We start from the raw sequence: 14,879 nt of genomic DNA, 5'->3' as shown, positions 1-14,879 counted from the left end.
TAAATGCATGTACCGGATTTCTCACTAGCTGCTCGAGGTCATAAGTCACGATGTCCCAGCAGGCGAAGGGCATGCCTGCTTGGCCACCGCGCCTTATGCTTGTCGCAGCTGAACGAGCGCCATCAGCACTTAAAGATATCCGGCTTCAACGGGCAGGGGCTCGAGGTCATAAGCCATCACGCCCAATAGGCAAAAAGCGCCTATTCGTTCGTGTTGTCTTATGCTTGTCGCCCCTAAACGCCCGTTTCAGCACTTAGGGGTTATCCGGCTTCAACGGGCAGGGGCTCGAGGTCATAAGCCATCACGCCCAATAGGCAAAAAGCGCCTATTCGTTCGTGTTGTCTTATGCTTGTCGCCCCTGAACGCCCGTTTCAGCACTTAATTAAATACTTTTTCTTTGTGTTTTGCGAGTTTTTGCAGGGAGGTTTGGTTGATGTCGCGGTGCAGGCTGCTGCCGTGTGAGTCCATGGTGACGACTGCTGTGAAGCCTTTTACTTTCAGGTGCCACATGGCTTCCGGGATGCCGAATTGGGTTAAGTCGACCCCTTCCACACGCTGAATGCAATCTGCGTAGTATTGGGCAGCTCCGCCAATGGCATTCAGATAGACTCCTCCGTGCTCTTTCAGGGCGTCTAATGTTTTTGGCCCCATCCCGCCTTTTCCAATGACTGCCCGGATTCCAAACTTTTTCATAATATCTCCCTGGTAGGGTTCCTCTCTTATGGAGGTTGTGGGTCCTGCTGCTTTTACGTGCCAGCTTCCGTTTTCATCCTTCATCATGACAGGCCCGCAGTGATAAATAATTTGACCATTTAAATCTACAGGAGAGTCATGGTCGCTTAAATACTTATGAATGGCGTCTCTCCCCGTGTACATCATTCCATCAATCGTCACCACGTCACCTACTTTTAACGAACGGATTTTTTGCTCCGTTATAGGGGCCTTTAAGGTAATTAGTTTAGAGGATTCAATGGAGGGTGTTTCCTTGCCGTTCCCATCTTTAAATTCAATTTTTTCCCCTTCCTGGTAAAGCCAATCAAGTATGCTTCCTGTTTCAGCATCTACAGTGATGCCAAGTCTTCTGAAAGCCCAGCAATTATATGCGACTGAAACAAAAAAGCTAGCAGGGATCCTGTGCATCACACCTATTTTGCAACCAAGCAGTGTCGTTTCCCCGCCAAAACCCATCGTACCGATTCCCAGATCATTTGCATTCTTCATGATGTATTCTTCCAATTTTTTTAAATCTTCGTTTGGATTAACATCTTCTGCAGAACGAAAAAGCTGCTCTTTTGCCAAATCGTATCCGGATGAGCGATCTCCTCCGATTCCTACCCCGATAAAGCCTGCACTGCATCCCTGCCCCTGTGCCTGATAAATGGAGTGCATAATACATTTTCTGATTCCATCCAAATCGCGCCCTGCACGTCCTAGTCCATCAAGTTCACACGGAAGACTGTATTGAATATTTTTATTTTCACAGCCGCCTCCTTTTAAGATCAAACGTATATCAATTTCTTCTTTTTCCCATTGTTCAAATTTGATAACCGGCAATCCAATCCCCAAATTATCACCGCTGTTTTCTCCTGTCAGCGAATCAACAGAGTTTGGACGCATTTTGCCGTCTTTTGTTGCACGCACCATTGCCTTGTGAACTGCTTCCTTTATTTTTATTTGATTAACCCCGATCGGTGTTTTAATTTTAAAAGTAGGAAGTCCAGTATCCTGACAGATAGGAGAAACATTTTCATCCGCCATTTGAATATTTTGTGTAATGGTTGCTAAGCTCATTGCCGATCTGGTCCCTGCATTTTCCTGATCTTTTCCCTTGCGGATGGCTCTTCTGACATCCTTGGGCAGGTTCGTGGATGTTTCAACGATTAAGTCATATAAACTGTTTTCAAGATTCGAGCTGTTCATTTTAGTCAAACCCCTTTCACCTCTATCTGTGTGCATCTTTTATGTATTCAACTTACATATTATACTTTCTGCTTAAGCGAAAAGGTAGTGGTTTGAAAACGATTTCAAATTTTTCACTTAAAATCTTTTAGCGCTGCCAGATCCGTGTCATTGTGAAGCGCAAAAAAAACACCCGCATACCTATACGGGCGTTCGTTGGCCTGACAAATTCAGGCGCTAAGAACGGGATGTTCTTTATTCCGGCTTTTTAAATTGCTGAACTTTCAATTCCAGATCATCCACCATACCGATCATTCGATCGATATCTTCAAGATCTGTACTCTCAGGATCCACCGACTCCAATACTTCCAAAAACATATTTAAGCGCTGTTTTAAATAAAGTATTTGTGAGTCATTGTCGTGAATGGCGTTGCCCATTGTATCGCTCCTTTCAAACTCGCTTTTATGGTAACGGATTCTTTGTGTTCATGCAACCTCAAGAGGTAATTCGCTCTTAAGCAGATGTTAAATTTTCTCCGTCAATTAGCGCATCACACTGCTAAGGGAAACATTATGCACCTGCCATTGACAGAGCTGCTCTTTATTTAGATAATGAGGCTTAATGCAAAAGCGCATAAGGAGACATTAAAATGAATGAATTAAACTCAAAGGCAATTACCCCGGAATATGATCCTTGGGAGGCTTATGAAGACATAAAAGAGCATGGAAAATTGACTCTTTCAAATATTGAACTGACCACTACTACGCTTTGCAATATGCGGTGCGCTCATTGCGCGGTAGGATATACACTTTCTCCAAAAGACCCTAATGCTTTGCCTTTAGATGTAATTTTAAATGGACTTGATCAAATCGAGCATCTTCGAACGCTGAGTATTACTGGCGGAGAGCCGATGATGTCGAGAAAATCTGTACAGGATTATGTTGCCCCCATTTTAAAATATGCACATGAGCGAGGCGTAAAAACACAGATAAATTCTAATTTAACCGTCGACCTAGAAAAGTATGATCCGATTATCCCCTACCTGGATGTTTTACATATTTCTCATAACTGGGGCACTGTCGATGAATTTATTGATACCGGTTTTGCCATGATGGATCGCAAACCAACGAGAGTACAGCGCCAGAAATTATTTGATCGCATGATCGCCAATTCCAGAGCATTGAGTGAAGCAGGCGTCATGATTTCTGCTGAAACCATGCTCAATAAAAAAACACTGCCTCATATTGAAAGAATTCATAAGGAAATTGTGGAGGATATGAAGTGTAAAAGGCACGAAATTCACCCTATGTACCCAAGTGACTTTGCGTCCTCTCTTGAGACATTATCGCTGTCTGAAACAAAACAGGCCATAACCAAACTGCTTGATATAAGGGATCCCAATACGTGGATGCTGTTTGGTACACTTCCTTTTTACGGGTGCAGTTCAAGTGAAGAAGACCGCAAACTGCTAAAGCGTTTATATGAAACGGAAAACGTAACGGTTCGTAATGATCCTGACGGCCGTTCAAGATTGAATATCAGTATATTCACAGGAGAAGTGATCGTCACTGACTTCGGAGACACACCTCCACTGGGAAATATTCAGCACGATCATTTAGAAACGATTTTTACCAAATGGCTTTCATCTAAAGAAGCAGCTCAAATGAACTGTCACTGTCCAGCTGTTCAATGTCTAGGACCAAATCTGCTCGTGCAGGATATGTACTATAAAAATATAGATTTTACGAAACGGAAAGCGATATTGACCCGTTGAAGAATTTATTAATTGAGAGCTTGGGGACAAAATTTGTCTCAGGCTCTTTTTTTACCGCTAAACTGAGCTTTAATCGGAAATTTGGGCTATGTCGGACCTCAAGGCTTTGCCTCTCAGGGTTCCAAGCAACCGTCCTGTTCTGCAATAAACATCTTGAGATTATTGGTAATGAAAAGCAAGTTAAATTATTGTATTTTATTTATTTTGAATATTTACATTATTATAAAATCATGCTATACTTTTTGTAGATTAAAAAAAGGAGGGCAGCTTCCTGAAAGTAAGAAATGATTTTATTGAAAGGACGTGATGATGAGCGCCTAGAGTGCGATTATATGAACGATTTAACAACATACCAAATAACATAAAAACCCGGTGTCAATCTTTCATTGAAAGACTTTGGACCGGGTTTTTGTGCGTCTTTTAATTTATTTCAAAGGTTTCCGTTATTTCAATGCTTCCAAGAACAGATTGAACCATTGAACAATTTTTCCGTGTCAGTTCCATTGCTTTATGAACTTTTTTTTCATCGAGATCTGAACCGGTAATTTTAAAATGCATGTGAATCTTTTCAACCCGATTCGCCTCTTGTTCGTTTCTTTCGACTTCTGTTTCAATGGCAATATCCTCAAAAGACAGCCTCATCTTGTTTAACACACTTCTCAGCACGCCACCGCTGCAAACAGCGATCGACGCGGTTAACAGCTGATAGGGCCGGTATCCATGTTCTTCATTTCCTGATACATCCAGCATTCCATATGGCAGATCGGTTGTGAATCCATTTTCTTTCATTGTAAAATTCATGATGGGTTCTCCTTCACTATGTTATTTGTGTATAGTAGAATTATATATCACAGTGTTGCAAAACGCTCGCATTCTAAGCTCTCTACCCTGTTTCGGGCGATGATTTACATAAAAAGGAAACACCACTCCGCAACGCGGTAGGCTGCTTAAATGTCAACCGTTTTCAGCCGGCGGGGGCATAAAAGGACGATAGTCTATTCTGCCCTGAATTTCATAGATTCACTATTAGTAATCATACAGGAATTTTATTAGTCGGGAGTTTTAGTCATGCGTGTAACAGCAAAAGTACGTTTTTGGATTTTAGTTTGTATTGTAGCCATCTCGGGATTTTCTCAAGGAATGCTTTTGCCGTTAATTGCGATTATTTTTGAGCAGGATGGGGTTTCCTCTGCCATGAGCGGCATCCACGCAACTGGGATCTATATCGGTATATTAGTTGCTTCTCCTTTAATGGAAGCTCCTTTAAGAAAGTATGGCTACAGACCCTTAATCTTATTCGGGGGATTCATTGTGGGGATGTCTCTCCTTTTATTTCCGCTATGGACCCATTTTTGGTTTTGGTTTATCCTTCGGCTGCTGATTGGGGTTGGTGATCAAATGCTTCATTTATCAACCCAGACCTGGATTACCTCCGCATCTACAACCGAACGGCGAGGAAGGAACATTGCGATCTATGGCCTGTTCTTTTCTCTTGGCTTTGCCATTGGCCCGGCGATGAGTTCTTTGGTAGAAATAGACCGGGCACTCCCTTTTATCGTTTCCGGCATCCTAACCTTTTTAACTTGGGGTCTCGTTTTCTTATTGCGAAATGATTTCCCTGATCAAGGAGAAATAGGAACAGCCACCATGTTTGGCACAGTGAGCCGATTTAAACAAGTATGGAAATATGCATGGGTCGCATTTCTTCCTCCGCTAAGCTATGGTTTTTTGGAAGCTTCACTCCATGGCAATTTTCCTATTTATGCACTGAGGAATGGACTTGATTCAGGGGCCATTGCATTGATTCTGCCCGCTTTTTCAATTGGAGCGATTGTGTTTCAGCTCCCTCTTGGAATAATAAGCGATAAATTTGGCCGGCACCGCGTTTTAATGGGGGTTTTACTGACAGGTGCCATCTGCTTTATTGGGTCCGGTCTTGCGGGTACCTCTGCGGCCTGGCTGATGGTAACATTTTTTGCTGCAGGTATGGCTGTTGGTTCCACTTTCTCTCTCGGTATCAGTTATATGACCGACCTTCTTCCAAAGTCTCTCTTGCCTGCCGGTAACATAATGTGCGGTGTTGCGTTCAGCATTGGAAGCATTACAGGTCCAACTCTTGGTGGTTTAGTCATCCAATTTTTCGCAGACGGATTCTTCTACCTAATCAGCTTTTTACTTTTTTCTGTATACCTAAGCTTATTAGTATTTTCGCTTATCCAGAAAAACAGAGCCAAAAACGTTTCAATCAGCTCTTGAAGCAGGGGAAGAAACCGAATAGTAATGAAGAATGTTCTCAAAAAATTTCTTGAGAACATTCTTTTTTTAATTCTTCTGCTTTACTATCAGTACCTCTATATCCAAACTTACTGTCTCTCTACCACAAAAATTCTCCCTTAGAACTTCTATTCTCCAGCCCTATTGACGTATCACACTTTATGATCTATAGTCATATACATAACTATATAACCATATAACATAAGGTGGTGATCTCCTATTGAGTCAATCATTTAACGACAGTAAGCCGATTTTTCTTCAAATTAAAGATCGAATTGAAGACCAGATTGTGAACAATCAATTAAAAGAAAATGAACAAATCCCTTCCACTACTCAGCTTGTGACGTTTTATAAAATCAATCATTTAACCGTCGCAAAAGGCATTAATTTACTCGTAGAGGCCGGTGTCATTTACAAAAAAAGAGGTGTGGGCATGTTTGTTGCAGAGGGTGCAAAAGAATTGTTAATTGAGGAACGAAAAAAAGGATTTGTTGATCAATTTATGCTGCCAATGATGGAGGAAGCTCAAAAGCTGGGGATATCAGAAAATGAATTAACATCACTAATGAAGCAGCTGAAAGGACGTGAAAGATGATGGAAATGCAGATCGTTTTAGATCGTGTGACGATGAAATATGGCCCCTTTAAAGCTGTCGATGACCTGTCGTTCAAGCTTGATGAGGGCAAAATCTATGGGTTGATCGGCCGGAATGGTGCCGGCAAGACAACCCTTCTTTCGCTTCTTGCATCTTTTTTAGAACCTTCTACGGGGAGCATTACCGTAAAGGGTGAGGCATTATTTGAAAATCCTGACCTTATGCAGAACGTTACCTTTGTTTACGAAAAAGACTATCAGGAAGAAACAGAAAAAGTAAAAACATACTTAAAAGCAGTTGAAGCGTATAAACCTTTTTATGATGCTGAATATGCCATGGACTTGATAGAAGCCTTTCGCATTCCATTAAACAAGCCTGTTAATAAATTGTCTAAAGGAATGCTGTCTGCTCTTAACGTTACAATCGGCCTTGCCAGCAGGTCTCCGGTCACACTTTTTGATGAAGCTTACAGCGGTATGGACGCGCCTACACGTGAAATCTTTTATCAGAAGGTATTAGAAGATCATGCTCTGCACCCAAGAACCATTGTCCTATCCACTCACCTCCTGTCTGAAATGGACTATTTATTTGAAGAAGTGGTCATTTTGCATAAAGGAAAATTGCTTTTAAAAGAGCCGATTGATGTACTGCTTGAAAAAGGGGCATCCATTACGGGATCGGCAGAAAATACAGATCTTTTTGTTCAGGACATGACAAAACTTCATACTCAAAAGCTTGGTGGAACTAAATCTGTCACTGTGCTTGAAACCCTTTCCGATCAACAGAGACTGCAAGCACGTCAATCCGGTCTTGAAATCGGTCCCGTCTCACTTCAGGATTTATTTACTCACCTGACAAAAGAGGGGGATCAAAATGAAAAAAACTAACCGGAATGACCTCAAGGTTGCATATGATATGACCACTGTTCAGCTTGGATGGGCCTTATGGATGATTGCTATTACACTGATTATTTTTATCGGCATACGCTATGTTTTTGGTGATAAGAATGATTTGGGGATTGATGGTTTTTTAGTTTTCATCGAAAATCCTTACAAAATTTTCATGTTGGTGATTGGAATTCTTTCCGTACCAAGTTTTTTAACCTTTTATGTTAAGCTTGGTGTAACGAGAAAGCAGTATTTTGTAGGCACCGTAATTTCTTCAGCTGCACTCTCAACAATCTTCATGATCATTGCAGTGATGATTGGCGGATTAGAACAGCTTCTAGCACCGATCGAGGTTGTAACCTTTTTAGGACCAAATACTCCATGGCTAACAATCTTCTTCGTATTCACGTTGAATATATTCATTTATTACATCGCTGGCTGGCTCATTGGGGCAGGCTACTATCGTTATGGAGGATGGGGACTGTTTATCACCATTAGCGGATCACTTGGATTGATCTTTATGACGGATCTATTTTGGTCACGGGAATTAAATACCCCTTTACACCGATTTTTTTCCCTTCATACCCTTGAGCATTTTTCACTAGTCATCTCTTTTTCTGTATCCTTTATTTTATTGGCTGTATCACTCTGGGCCATCCGTTTGTTAACCAAAAGCGTAAGGATTAAAATGTAAATACAAAATAAAAAAGAGCTTGGGACAAAAGTGTCTCAAGCTCTTTGACAGGTTCGCTGCGCTTCAGTCAGGCGCTTTCCTTAGGGACGGGGGCTTGAGCCTCTCCAGGCCCTTGTCCTGTATAGTCTCAAGCAACCGTCATATCCTCCTGGAGTCGCCACCTTCCGCTCCGCTCTCCTCTTACTATTCATAAAAACTTCTTCATTTCTTTAAATTCTTTTAAGTTTTGTCCCTGCCTCTTTCTTACCTCAAAAACGTCAGACTGTTTTCGGCTTTGACGGTTTATGTCTTTTTCTTGCAGCCATGGTGGCATTGATCTGAGCACCAACCATCATAATGATGCCGGATAAGTACAACCAAATCATTAAGACGATGATCCCCCCTACACTTCCATAGGTAGAAGCATAGTTTCCGAAGCTGCTAACATAAAAGGAAAATAGAAAGGACGTAATGAGCCAGCCTGCTGCGGCAAATACAGCACCTGGGAGAACAGATATAAATCTGATTTTCACATTTGGAACAAATGCGTACAATCCAATAAAAACGACTAAAAGAACAAAAGGAGTTACTGCAAAGCGGAGCACGTTCCATATCGTAAGAAACGCCTCAGATAGTCCAAATGCGGAAAATACAATTTCTCCGATCTGCTGTCCGAAAATTGGCAGCAGCAGCGCAATGACCACTACAGCAACCATAACGATGGTCCATACAACTGCCATCCCCCGTGCAATAATAAAAGGTCTTGTTTCCTCTACTTCATAGGCATGATTAAACGATTTCATAAGCGCGTTCATTCCGTTGGAAGCAGCCCACAGGGTACCAAGCAGACCGACAGACAGCAGGCCGGTGTTCTCTCCGGTAGCCACCTCAGAAATGGTTGTTTCGATTATAGCCATGGACTCGCCAGGAGCAAATTCTCTAAAGAGTTCCAGCATTTGATCCTGGGTGATTGGCAGATAAGGAATAAGAGCAATTGCAAAAATTAAAAGAGGAAAAAGCGATAATAGAAAATAGTAAGCCAACTGTGCGCCAAGTCCGGGTGTGTCAGCCCGTGTGAATCTGCCAAGCACTTCCTTCATAAAACCACCGGCGGAATTATAATTTCCCTGCCTGGCTCCTGTATGTATTGCTTCTGTCATCTCCTCAAGATGTCTATTCTTCATTCCTTCATTCCATTGTTTGTTGCTTTCACTGTTTCTGTTATTTTTATTTTGAGGAATTGCATTTGAATTTTTTTTATGTTCAGGCATGTAATCCCTCCTGCTTTCAGATTTTATACCATCTTTTTTCCCTCAGCGCTATTTCGCTCAAGAAATAAATCGGACCGATTTTGTTCTTCTGATTCTTCACTGCTTAGAGCGTGCTTGTACGTTTCTCCTGATGTTTCAAATGTCTCTTTTGTTTCAACTAAAATATTTTTAAGCTGTGGAGTCATATCTTTCACTTCATCCAGCTTAGCGGACAAAAATTCAAAATCTTCCTGAATCTGCTCTACTGTCACTTTAATTTTTTCGACTTTTGACTTAGTCTGCTGTGACAATTCTTTTGGATGTGTGGAATAGTAAGAAATGGCACGGCTGCTTTTTCTGTAGGCTTCGATTGTACTTCTTCTTGTTTCTTTATCGAATAAACTCACAGCTCCGCCAATCACTGCACCTAATAAGATTCCTGTTGACAATTTGTTTCCCGCCATGTAAATTCCTCCATTAACTAGTTTCTTTAATTTTATCAAGTAATGCCTTACACCCTTCATTAATTAAGCGATAAGCCTCATCGTAGTCCTTCGTATAATATGGATTTGGAACGTCCAAAGTATACGAATGGATTAATTCGAGCAATAAATAATAATGAGCACTGTGTGCGGAGCTTCTCGCCATTTTTTCCAGATCCTTTTGTACTTCCCGGTCAAGAGAAATAATGTAATCTGCAGATTCAAGATTACGTCTTTCAAGCTGTTTGGAATGGAGGCCTTCGGTGGGGAGACCGTGCTCTTTTAGTACCGCTGCGACGGTCTGATCTGCAGCCTCTTTATTCTGCCATTGGAAGGTGCCGGCTGAATTCACATGGATGTTTTCACTGAGGTTCTCCCCCGCAAGTTTATCTTTCAGGATTGATTCTGCAAGCAGCGAACGGCAATTATTCTCTTTTCCAACGAATAACACATGCTTCACTTAAAATCCTCCAACTTTTATTCTCCTCTTTATTTTACCTTAAATAGACAGTTTAAAACCTTAATATCCTCTTGAAGCAAAGCATTTTTATTTTTTGATACTATTCGGAATATTTACTTTAAGGAAAAGTTACTGTATTCTAGTTTTTTGATAGGAAAATAAAAGGGGGAGTTTGATGGAAGCACTCGAAAAGTTTCTTGGTGAAGTGAGTGGTCTCGTCTGGGGACCTCCTCTGCTGATTTTATTAGTCGGCACAGGGATTTATCTGACACTCCGCTTAGGCGGAATACAGTTCAGACTGACAGGCTACTCATTAAAATTGGCTTTTTCGAAAAATCAGGACACAAAATCAAAAGGAGACATTTCCCATTTTCAGTCTCTGATGACAGCTATGGCAGCGACAGTGGGAACAGGAAATATTGTCGGCGTTGCTACCGCTGTTGTTTTAGGCGGACCTGGGGCTATTTTCTGGATGTGGCTCTCAGCCATTTTTGGGATGGCTACAAAATATGCTGAAGCCGTACTCGCTGTGAAGTATCGCGTCCAGGACGATGACGGAGAAATGTCAGGCGGACCAATGTACTACCTGGAAAGAGGCCTGAAACAAAAATGGCTTGGCGTTCTTTTCGCTTTATTTGGTGCAGTGGCGGCATTTGGAATTGGGAATATGGTTCAGTCCAATTCTGTTTCAGATGTAGTGGCAGACACTTTTGGAATTAACACCTGGATCACAGGTATTGTACTTACGGTTTTCACTGCTTTAGTAATACTTGGCGGGATTAAGAGCATCGGTAAAGTTACTTCACTTTTCGTCCCCATCATGGTTGCATTTTATTTAGCAGCAGGACTTATTGTTATGATTTTGAATTTTTCTCTTATTCCTGATGCATTTGCTACTATTTTTTCACAGGCTTTTGGAAATGATGCCATCGCAGGCGGCGTGATCGGCGCCATTATCCGATATGGTGTAGCGCGTGGAGTATTTTCAAATGAAGCTGGTCTTGGTTCTGCCCCGATTGCCGCAGCGGCAGCCAAAACCGATATGCCCGGTCGGCAGGGACTCGTTTCAATGACACAGGTGTTCCTTGACACCCTCATCGTTTGTTCGATAACGGGTCTGACAATTGTTATGGCAGGATTGTATGAAAGTGGAGATTTGGAAGGCGGAGCATTAACCTCCGCATCTTTTGAACATTTCATAGGCGGCTTTGGCCCGATTATTGTAACAATTGGTCTTGTCTTCTTTGCAGCGTCTACTATAATTGGCTGGTCTTACTACGGAGAAAAATGTTTTCAATATCTGGTGGGATCAAAAAAGCTGAATATCTGGTACCGCGTCTTGTTTGTAATTGCCGTAATGATCGGTTCTGTTTCTTCTTTGGATGTGGTGTGGTTATTCTCCGATGTGATGAATGGATTAATGGCCTTCCCTAACTTGATCGGTCTTCTTGGCTTGTCCGGTGTAGTCATTTATGAAACGAAGCGGATTCAAGAGAAAATTAAAGAGGAAAAAGCGGAGAAACGTAAAACCGCATAAACTCTATCAGTTCTTATTGACAGATCGATTAAATCATGGAAAGATGAAGATGACGGATCGAAGGGACTGACGACTAGATGAACTTATCTGTAAAATCTACTGAAAACGCTGAATATATGATTGACCAAATTAAAGATCGCCTGAGAATTGTGAATGCAGGCGCGATTAAAGCGACACATTTTGATGAAGAAATGTATGAAGAACTGCATGACCTTTACACAATGGTTATGAAACGGGATAATTTCAGTCCAAGCGAAATGCAGGCAATTGCTGAAGAACTGGGCAATTTGCGTAAAAATCAATAGTAATTTATTTGTAAAAGGGCCTTGTCATAACTGATAATAGTAATATAATGAGGCAAAAAATATGTAATAATATGAGGTCAACGGAGCGGAAGGTGGCGACTCCTGCTGATGACGGCAAGCTGAGACTTTACAGGGCAACACCCTGAAAGTCTCAGAGCCGTTCCAAGCGACCGCCTGAAGCGTAGTGAACCGATCGCAGAGCTTGAGACACTTTTGTCCCAAGCTCTTTTTCTATGAAGCTTTATCAACCCCGTTTTCGCTCATGGATGGTTGCTCTTCAGCTTCACGCATGTGTGTTTCCTGCTCTACATTAAAGTGTGATAAATGAACATTCAATTGCTCAACATCCTGCTCAAGATCCTGCGCTGTTTCAAATACTTGCTGCATGGCAGCATAAGCGTCTTCTGCGCTTGCTGAGGTTTCTTCAATCCCTGCCGCAGCTTCTTCAGAGACCGCTGCAATTTGTTCAATATCCTGATTAATTTCATTTGTTCTCTTAACGACATCATAGAGGGAATTTGACACTAATTTAATTTCTCCTGATACCCGTTTGACGTGATCATCAATACTTGAGAAGGATCGATTTGTTTTCTCCATTTGTTCCGTACCTTTTTCAACCAGACCATATCCATTTTTTAGCACTTCCACTACCTCTTTTGACTCTGCCTGGATCGTGGAGATATTCGATGTGATGCCTGAGATGGACGATGATACTTGCTCTGCCAGTTTTCGTACTTCATCTGCAACTACTGCAAAGCCCCTGCCATGCTCTCCGGCACGCGCTGCTTCTATCGCTGCATTTAAAGCGAGTAAATTCGTCTGGTCTGCAATCTGCTGGATCACCTGCACGAGATCGCTAATGTTTTCAGTCTGACTGTCAAGCCCTTCCACCCGGTTCATTGCATCCTTAAAGTTACGATTAATATTCTGTACGTTTTGAATGGTTTCGATCATATTAGCTGACCCCTCTTGCGTAAGCACCAGCGTTTTCTCTGCTGTATCCCGGGCTTGCTCCCCCAGCGAAGCAAAGGATGAGATTTCGTCAGAAAAAGCAGTGATTTTATGGCTTAGAGAACTGGAAGATTCAGCTTGAACACCAGCCCCATCAGCAAGCTCGATCATTGTGCCGGCAATTTGACTGCTGCCCTCTCTAACCTCACGTGCATGGGCAGAAAGCATTCTCCCCCGTGATAAAACGGTTGATGAAACCAAATGTATATCTGTTACCAAATGTCGAAGCTGTGCATTCATATCATTTACAGTGTGGACTAAAGTGCCGAGCTCATCTTTGCTGTTCAGCATGAGCGATTCGGCAGGAAGCTGTCCCTGCGCAATCGTTTTCATTCTTAAAGTGACCATTCGAATGGGTTTAATAATTCGATGAGCTGCCAGCATACTTAAGGCAATGGAAGCTGCTAATACAATTAGCGTAACAATACCAATGGTCAACATCATGCTTTCTGCCTGTGCTTCATTTTCCAAAATAGCAAGATCCATTTTCGTCTGTTTTTCCTCAGAGAGAGTCGCTAAACTATCCATTAATGATCTAGCAGTGGGTTCATAATTGGAACGGAAAAGCACTCTGGCTTCTTCTTCTCTTCCACTGTCATACATACTGAACACCCGTTGTTCTACATTGTCCTGCCAGACTCTTGCTATCGTCAGAACCGAACTGACATCACTCCCGGCATTAAATTTAAGAAGCTGCTCAGAAATTTGATCATTTTGTTCTGAAAGCGCTAAAAATCTTTCTTTATAATCTTCCTCACCATATAAAACATATCCTCTAGTTAAAGCGATTTGCTGTGAAATATTATATTTCTTTTCCTGATCGAGAGTCATCATAGCCATATCACTATCTACCAGTTCTTTTGTATGCGCATTCATTTCTTTGATTTCAAAAATAGTAAAACCGGATAACCCTATTATTAATAAAATGACCCCCAGAAAATAAACAAGCAGTTTCCACTTTAATTTTTTCATTTTCATCCTCCCCCATATGTATAAAACAAAAGAACTATTCCCCTGTTAAGTATATCGACCTAAACTATTTATTGTAAATAGAGAAAATAAGATAAATGATCAAGTTTAATATTGTAAAAAGAATCGTCAGTCAGAAACCTTTTCATAACCTGTAGAAATTACAATCGTACACACAAAAAAACGCCTCGTCTTCCTTTTACAGGAAGACTGAGGCGGCTAAGCTATTCTCTATTAATCGTTACGCAAGTAATTTTAAAGCTTCTCTTGTAAAGGCCGGTATGTCATCAGGTGTACGGCTTGTCACGAGCTGATTCCCACAAACAACAACTTCTTCATCCTTATATGTGGCACCTGCATACTCCATATCCACTTTAATCGAAGTAAATCCAGTAGCTGTACGTCCTTCAAGAGATTTAGCTGTGATTAAAAGCTGTGGACCATGGCATATTGAAAATACAGGTTTTTTATCATCCATAAACGATTTTGCGAAAGCTACAAACCTCTCATCTCCGCGCAGCAGATCCGGTGAAAAGCCGCCGGGAATAAAAAGTGCATCGAAGTCCTGAGGAGAGACATCATCGATTGACTTATCAATCGTCACAGTAGCTTCACCCTGTTTGCCTGTTACCTGACTGCCTGCTTCTTTTTCAATAGTTACGACTTCATGACCAGCTTCCTTAAAAGATTGAGCAGGATCTGTAAACTCCACATCTTCAAAATAGCTTGTTAAAACTGTTGCAATTTTAGCCAATGAAAACA

The 14,879-nt window shown here is 41.6% G+C and carries 15 protein-coding genes; 7 read left to right on the top strand and 8 right to left on the bottom strand.

Annotated elements, in window-relative coordinates; genetic code table 11:
- Positions 1–378: 378 nt before the first annotated feature.
- Both ACQCT8_RS16395 and ACQCT8_RS16390 read right to left on the bottom strand, forming a co-directional pair.
- Positions 379–1,920 (bottom strand): fumarate hydratase, encoded by a 1,542-nt coding sequence (locus ACQCT8_RS16395; RefSeq protein ID WP_426872885.1) that lies wholly within the window; start codon positions 1,918–1,920, stop codon positions 379–381.
- 234 nt (positions 1,921–2,154) lie between these two features.
- Complete coding sequence (locus ACQCT8_RS16390; protein WP_278242014.1) at positions 2,155–2,337, bottom strand: SE1561 family protein; 183 nt, start codon at positions 2,335–2,337, stop codon at positions 2,155–2,157.
- A gap of 212 nt (positions 2,338–2,549) precedes the next feature.
- Between ACQCT8_RS16390 and yfkAB the strand changes: the two genes are divergently transcribed.
- Positions 2,550–3,674, top strand: a complete 1,125-nt coding sequence (yfkAB, locus tag ACQCT8_RS16385; protein ID WP_426872883.1) for a radical SAM/CxCxxxxC motif protein YfkAB — start codon at positions 2,550–2,552, stop codon at positions 3,672–3,674.
- A gap of 420 nt (positions 3,675–4,094) precedes the next feature.
- Here yfkAB and ACQCT8_RS16380 read toward each other — a convergent pair whose 3' ends face one another.
- On the bottom strand, positions 4,095–4,475 hold the full coding sequence (locus tag ACQCT8_RS16380; RefSeq protein WP_426872882.1) for an OsmC family protein: 381 nt from the start codon (positions 4,473–4,475) through the stop codon (positions 4,095–4,097).
- 267 nt (positions 4,476–4,742) lie between these two features.
- On the opposite strand from ACQCT8_RS16380, the gene ACQCT8_RS16375 reads away from it, so the two are divergent.
- The 4 genes from ACQCT8_RS16375 to ACQCT8_RS16360 all read left to right on the top strand — a co-directional run bounded on the left by ACQCT8_RS16375 (position 4,743) and on the right by ACQCT8_RS16360 (position 8,124).
- Entirely contained in the window at positions 4,743–5,930 is a 1,188-nt protein-coding gene (locus ACQCT8_RS16375; RefSeq protein ID WP_426872881.1) for an MFS transporter, read from the top strand.
- A gap of 238 nt (positions 5,931–6,168) precedes the next feature.
- Positions 6,169–6,543: a GntR family transcriptional regulator gene (locus ACQCT8_RS16370; protein ID WP_426872878.1), complete on the top strand. Its 375-nt coding sequence runs from the start codon at positions 6,169–6,171 to the stop codon at positions 6,541–6,543.
- Complete coding sequence (locus ACQCT8_RS16365) at positions 6,540–7,430, top strand: ATP-binding cassette domain-containing protein (protein ID WP_426872876.1); 891 nt, start codon at positions 6,540–6,542, stop codon at positions 7,428–7,430. Before ACQCT8_RS16370 ends, ACQCT8_RS16365 begins: the two co-directional genes overlap by 4 nt.
- On the top strand, positions 7,417–8,124 hold the full coding sequence (locus ACQCT8_RS16360) for a hypothetical protein (protein WP_426872874.1): 708 nt from the start codon (positions 7,417–7,419) through the stop codon (positions 8,122–8,124). Before ACQCT8_RS16365 ends, ACQCT8_RS16360 begins: the two co-directional genes overlap by 14 nt.
- Before the next feature lie 257 nt (positions 8,125–8,381).
- On the opposite strand, the gene ACQCT8_RS16355 is transcribed toward ACQCT8_RS16360, so the two are convergent.
- The 3 genes from ACQCT8_RS16355 to ACQCT8_RS16345 are packed head-to-tail and all read right to left on the bottom strand — an operon-like array spanning position 8,382 to position 10,295.
- The gene (locus ACQCT8_RS16355; RefSeq protein ID WP_426872873.1) at positions 8,382–9,374 is read right to left on the bottom strand and encodes a YihY/virulence factor BrkB family protein; all 993 of its coding nucleotides are present in this window, start codon (positions 9,372–9,374) and stop codon (positions 8,382–8,384) included.
- Positions 9,375–9,397: 23 nt separating this feature from the next.
- Positions 9,398–9,817, bottom strand: a complete 420-nt coding sequence (locus ACQCT8_RS16350) for a YtxH domain-containing protein (RefSeq protein ID WP_426872872.1) — start codon at positions 9,815–9,817, stop codon at positions 9,398–9,400.
- A gap of 13 nt (positions 9,818–9,830) precedes the next feature.
- A complete protein-coding gene (locus ACQCT8_RS16345; protein WP_426872870.1) occupies positions 9,831–10,295 on the bottom strand; it encodes a low molecular weight protein-tyrosine-phosphatase in 465 nt (154 codons plus the stop codon).
- A gap of 175 nt (positions 10,296–10,470) precedes the next feature.
- Between ACQCT8_RS16345 and ACQCT8_RS16340 the strand changes: the two genes are divergently transcribed.
- Both ACQCT8_RS16340 and ACQCT8_RS16335 read left to right on the top strand, forming a co-directional pair.
- Positions 10,471–11,832, top strand: coding sequence for an alanine/glycine:cation symporter family protein (locus ACQCT8_RS16340; protein ID WP_426872868.1), 1,362 nt, complete (start codon positions 10,471–10,473; stop codon positions 11,830–11,832).
- A gap of 77 nt (positions 11,833–11,909) precedes the next feature.
- The gene (locus tag ACQCT8_RS16335) at positions 11,910–12,137 is read left to right on the top strand and encodes a DUF1128 domain-containing protein (RefSeq protein ID WP_278242003.1); all 228 of its coding nucleotides are present in this window, start codon (positions 11,910–11,912) and stop codon (positions 12,135–12,137) included.
- A 231-nt stretch (positions 12,138–12,368) separates the two neighbouring features.
- Here ACQCT8_RS16335 and ACQCT8_RS16330 read toward each other — a convergent pair whose 3' ends face one another.
- Positions 12,369–14,120 carry a methyl-accepting chemotaxis protein gene (locus ACQCT8_RS16330; RefSeq protein WP_426872865.1) on the bottom strand — a complete coding sequence of 584 codons (1,752 nt, stop codon included), beginning with the start codon at positions 14,118–14,120 and terminating at the stop codon, positions 12,369–12,371.
- A 238-nt stretch (positions 14,121–14,358) separates the two neighbouring features.
- The gene (locus ACQCT8_RS16325; protein ID WP_426872863.1) at positions 14,359–14,871 is read right to left on the bottom strand and encodes a type 1 glutamine amidotransferase domain-containing protein; all 513 of its coding nucleotides are present in this window, start codon (positions 14,869–14,871) and stop codon (positions 14,359–14,361) included.
- Positions 14,872–14,879 lie beyond the last annotated feature (8 nt).

The sequence above is a fragment of the Jeotgalibacillus proteolyticus genome (assembly GCF_050107735.1).
In the GTDB taxonomy this organism is placed as follows: Bacteria; Bacillota; Bacilli; order Bacillales; family Jeotgalibacillaceae; genus Jeotgalibacillus; species Jeotgalibacillus proteolyticus_A.
Note: the sequence above shows the minus strand (reverse complement) of the source record. Positions and strands in the feature narration are given on the sequence as shown.

Excerpts from the sequence above, each read along its gene's own strand:
- ACQCT8_RS16395 (WP_426872885.1), bottom strand. The coding sequence starts at position 1,920 with ATGAACAGCTCGAATCTTGAAAACAGTTTATATGACTTAATCGTTGAA.
- ACQCT8_RS16390 (WP_278242014.1), bottom strand. The coding sequence starts at position 2,337 with ATGGGCAACGCCATTCACGACAATGACTCACAAATACTTTATTTAAAA.
- yfkAB (WP_426872883.1), top strand. The coding sequence starts at position 2,550 with ATGAATGAATTAAACTCAAAGGCAATTACCCCGGAATATGATCCTTGG.
- ACQCT8_RS16380 (WP_426872882.1), bottom strand. The coding sequence starts at position 4,475 with ATGAATTTTACAATGAAAGAAAATGGATTCACAACCGATCTGCCATAT.
- ACQCT8_RS16375 (WP_426872881.1), top strand. The coding sequence starts at position 4,743 with ATGCGTGTAACAGCAAAAGTACGTTTTTGGATTTTAGTTTGTATTGTA.
- ACQCT8_RS16365 (WP_426872876.1), top strand. The coding sequence starts at position 6,540 with ATGATGGAAATGCAGATCGTTTTAGATCGTGTGACGATGAAATATGGC.
- ACQCT8_RS16360 (WP_426872874.1), top strand. The coding sequence starts at position 7,417 with ATGAAAAAAACTAACCGGAATGACCTCAAGGTTGCATATGATATGACC.
- ACQCT8_RS16355 (WP_426872873.1), bottom strand. The coding sequence starts at position 9,374 with ATGCCTGAACATAAAAAAAATTCAAATGCAATTCCTCAAAATAAAAAT.
- ACQCT8_RS16350 (WP_426872872.1), bottom strand. The coding sequence starts at position 9,817 with ATGGCGGGAAACAAATTGTCAACAGGAATCTTATTAGGTGCAGTGATT.
- ACQCT8_RS16340 (WP_426872868.1), top strand. The coding sequence starts at position 10,471 with ATGGAAGCACTCGAAAAGTTTCTTGGTGAAGTGAGTGGTCTCGTCTGG.
- ACQCT8_RS16335 (WP_278242003.1), top strand. The coding sequence starts at position 11,910 with ATGAACTTATCTGTAAAATCTACTGAAAACGCTGAATATATGATTGAC.
- ACQCT8_RS16330 (WP_426872865.1), bottom strand. The coding sequence starts at position 14,120 with ATGAAAAAATTAAAGTGGAAACTGCTTGTTTATTTTCTGGGGGTCATT.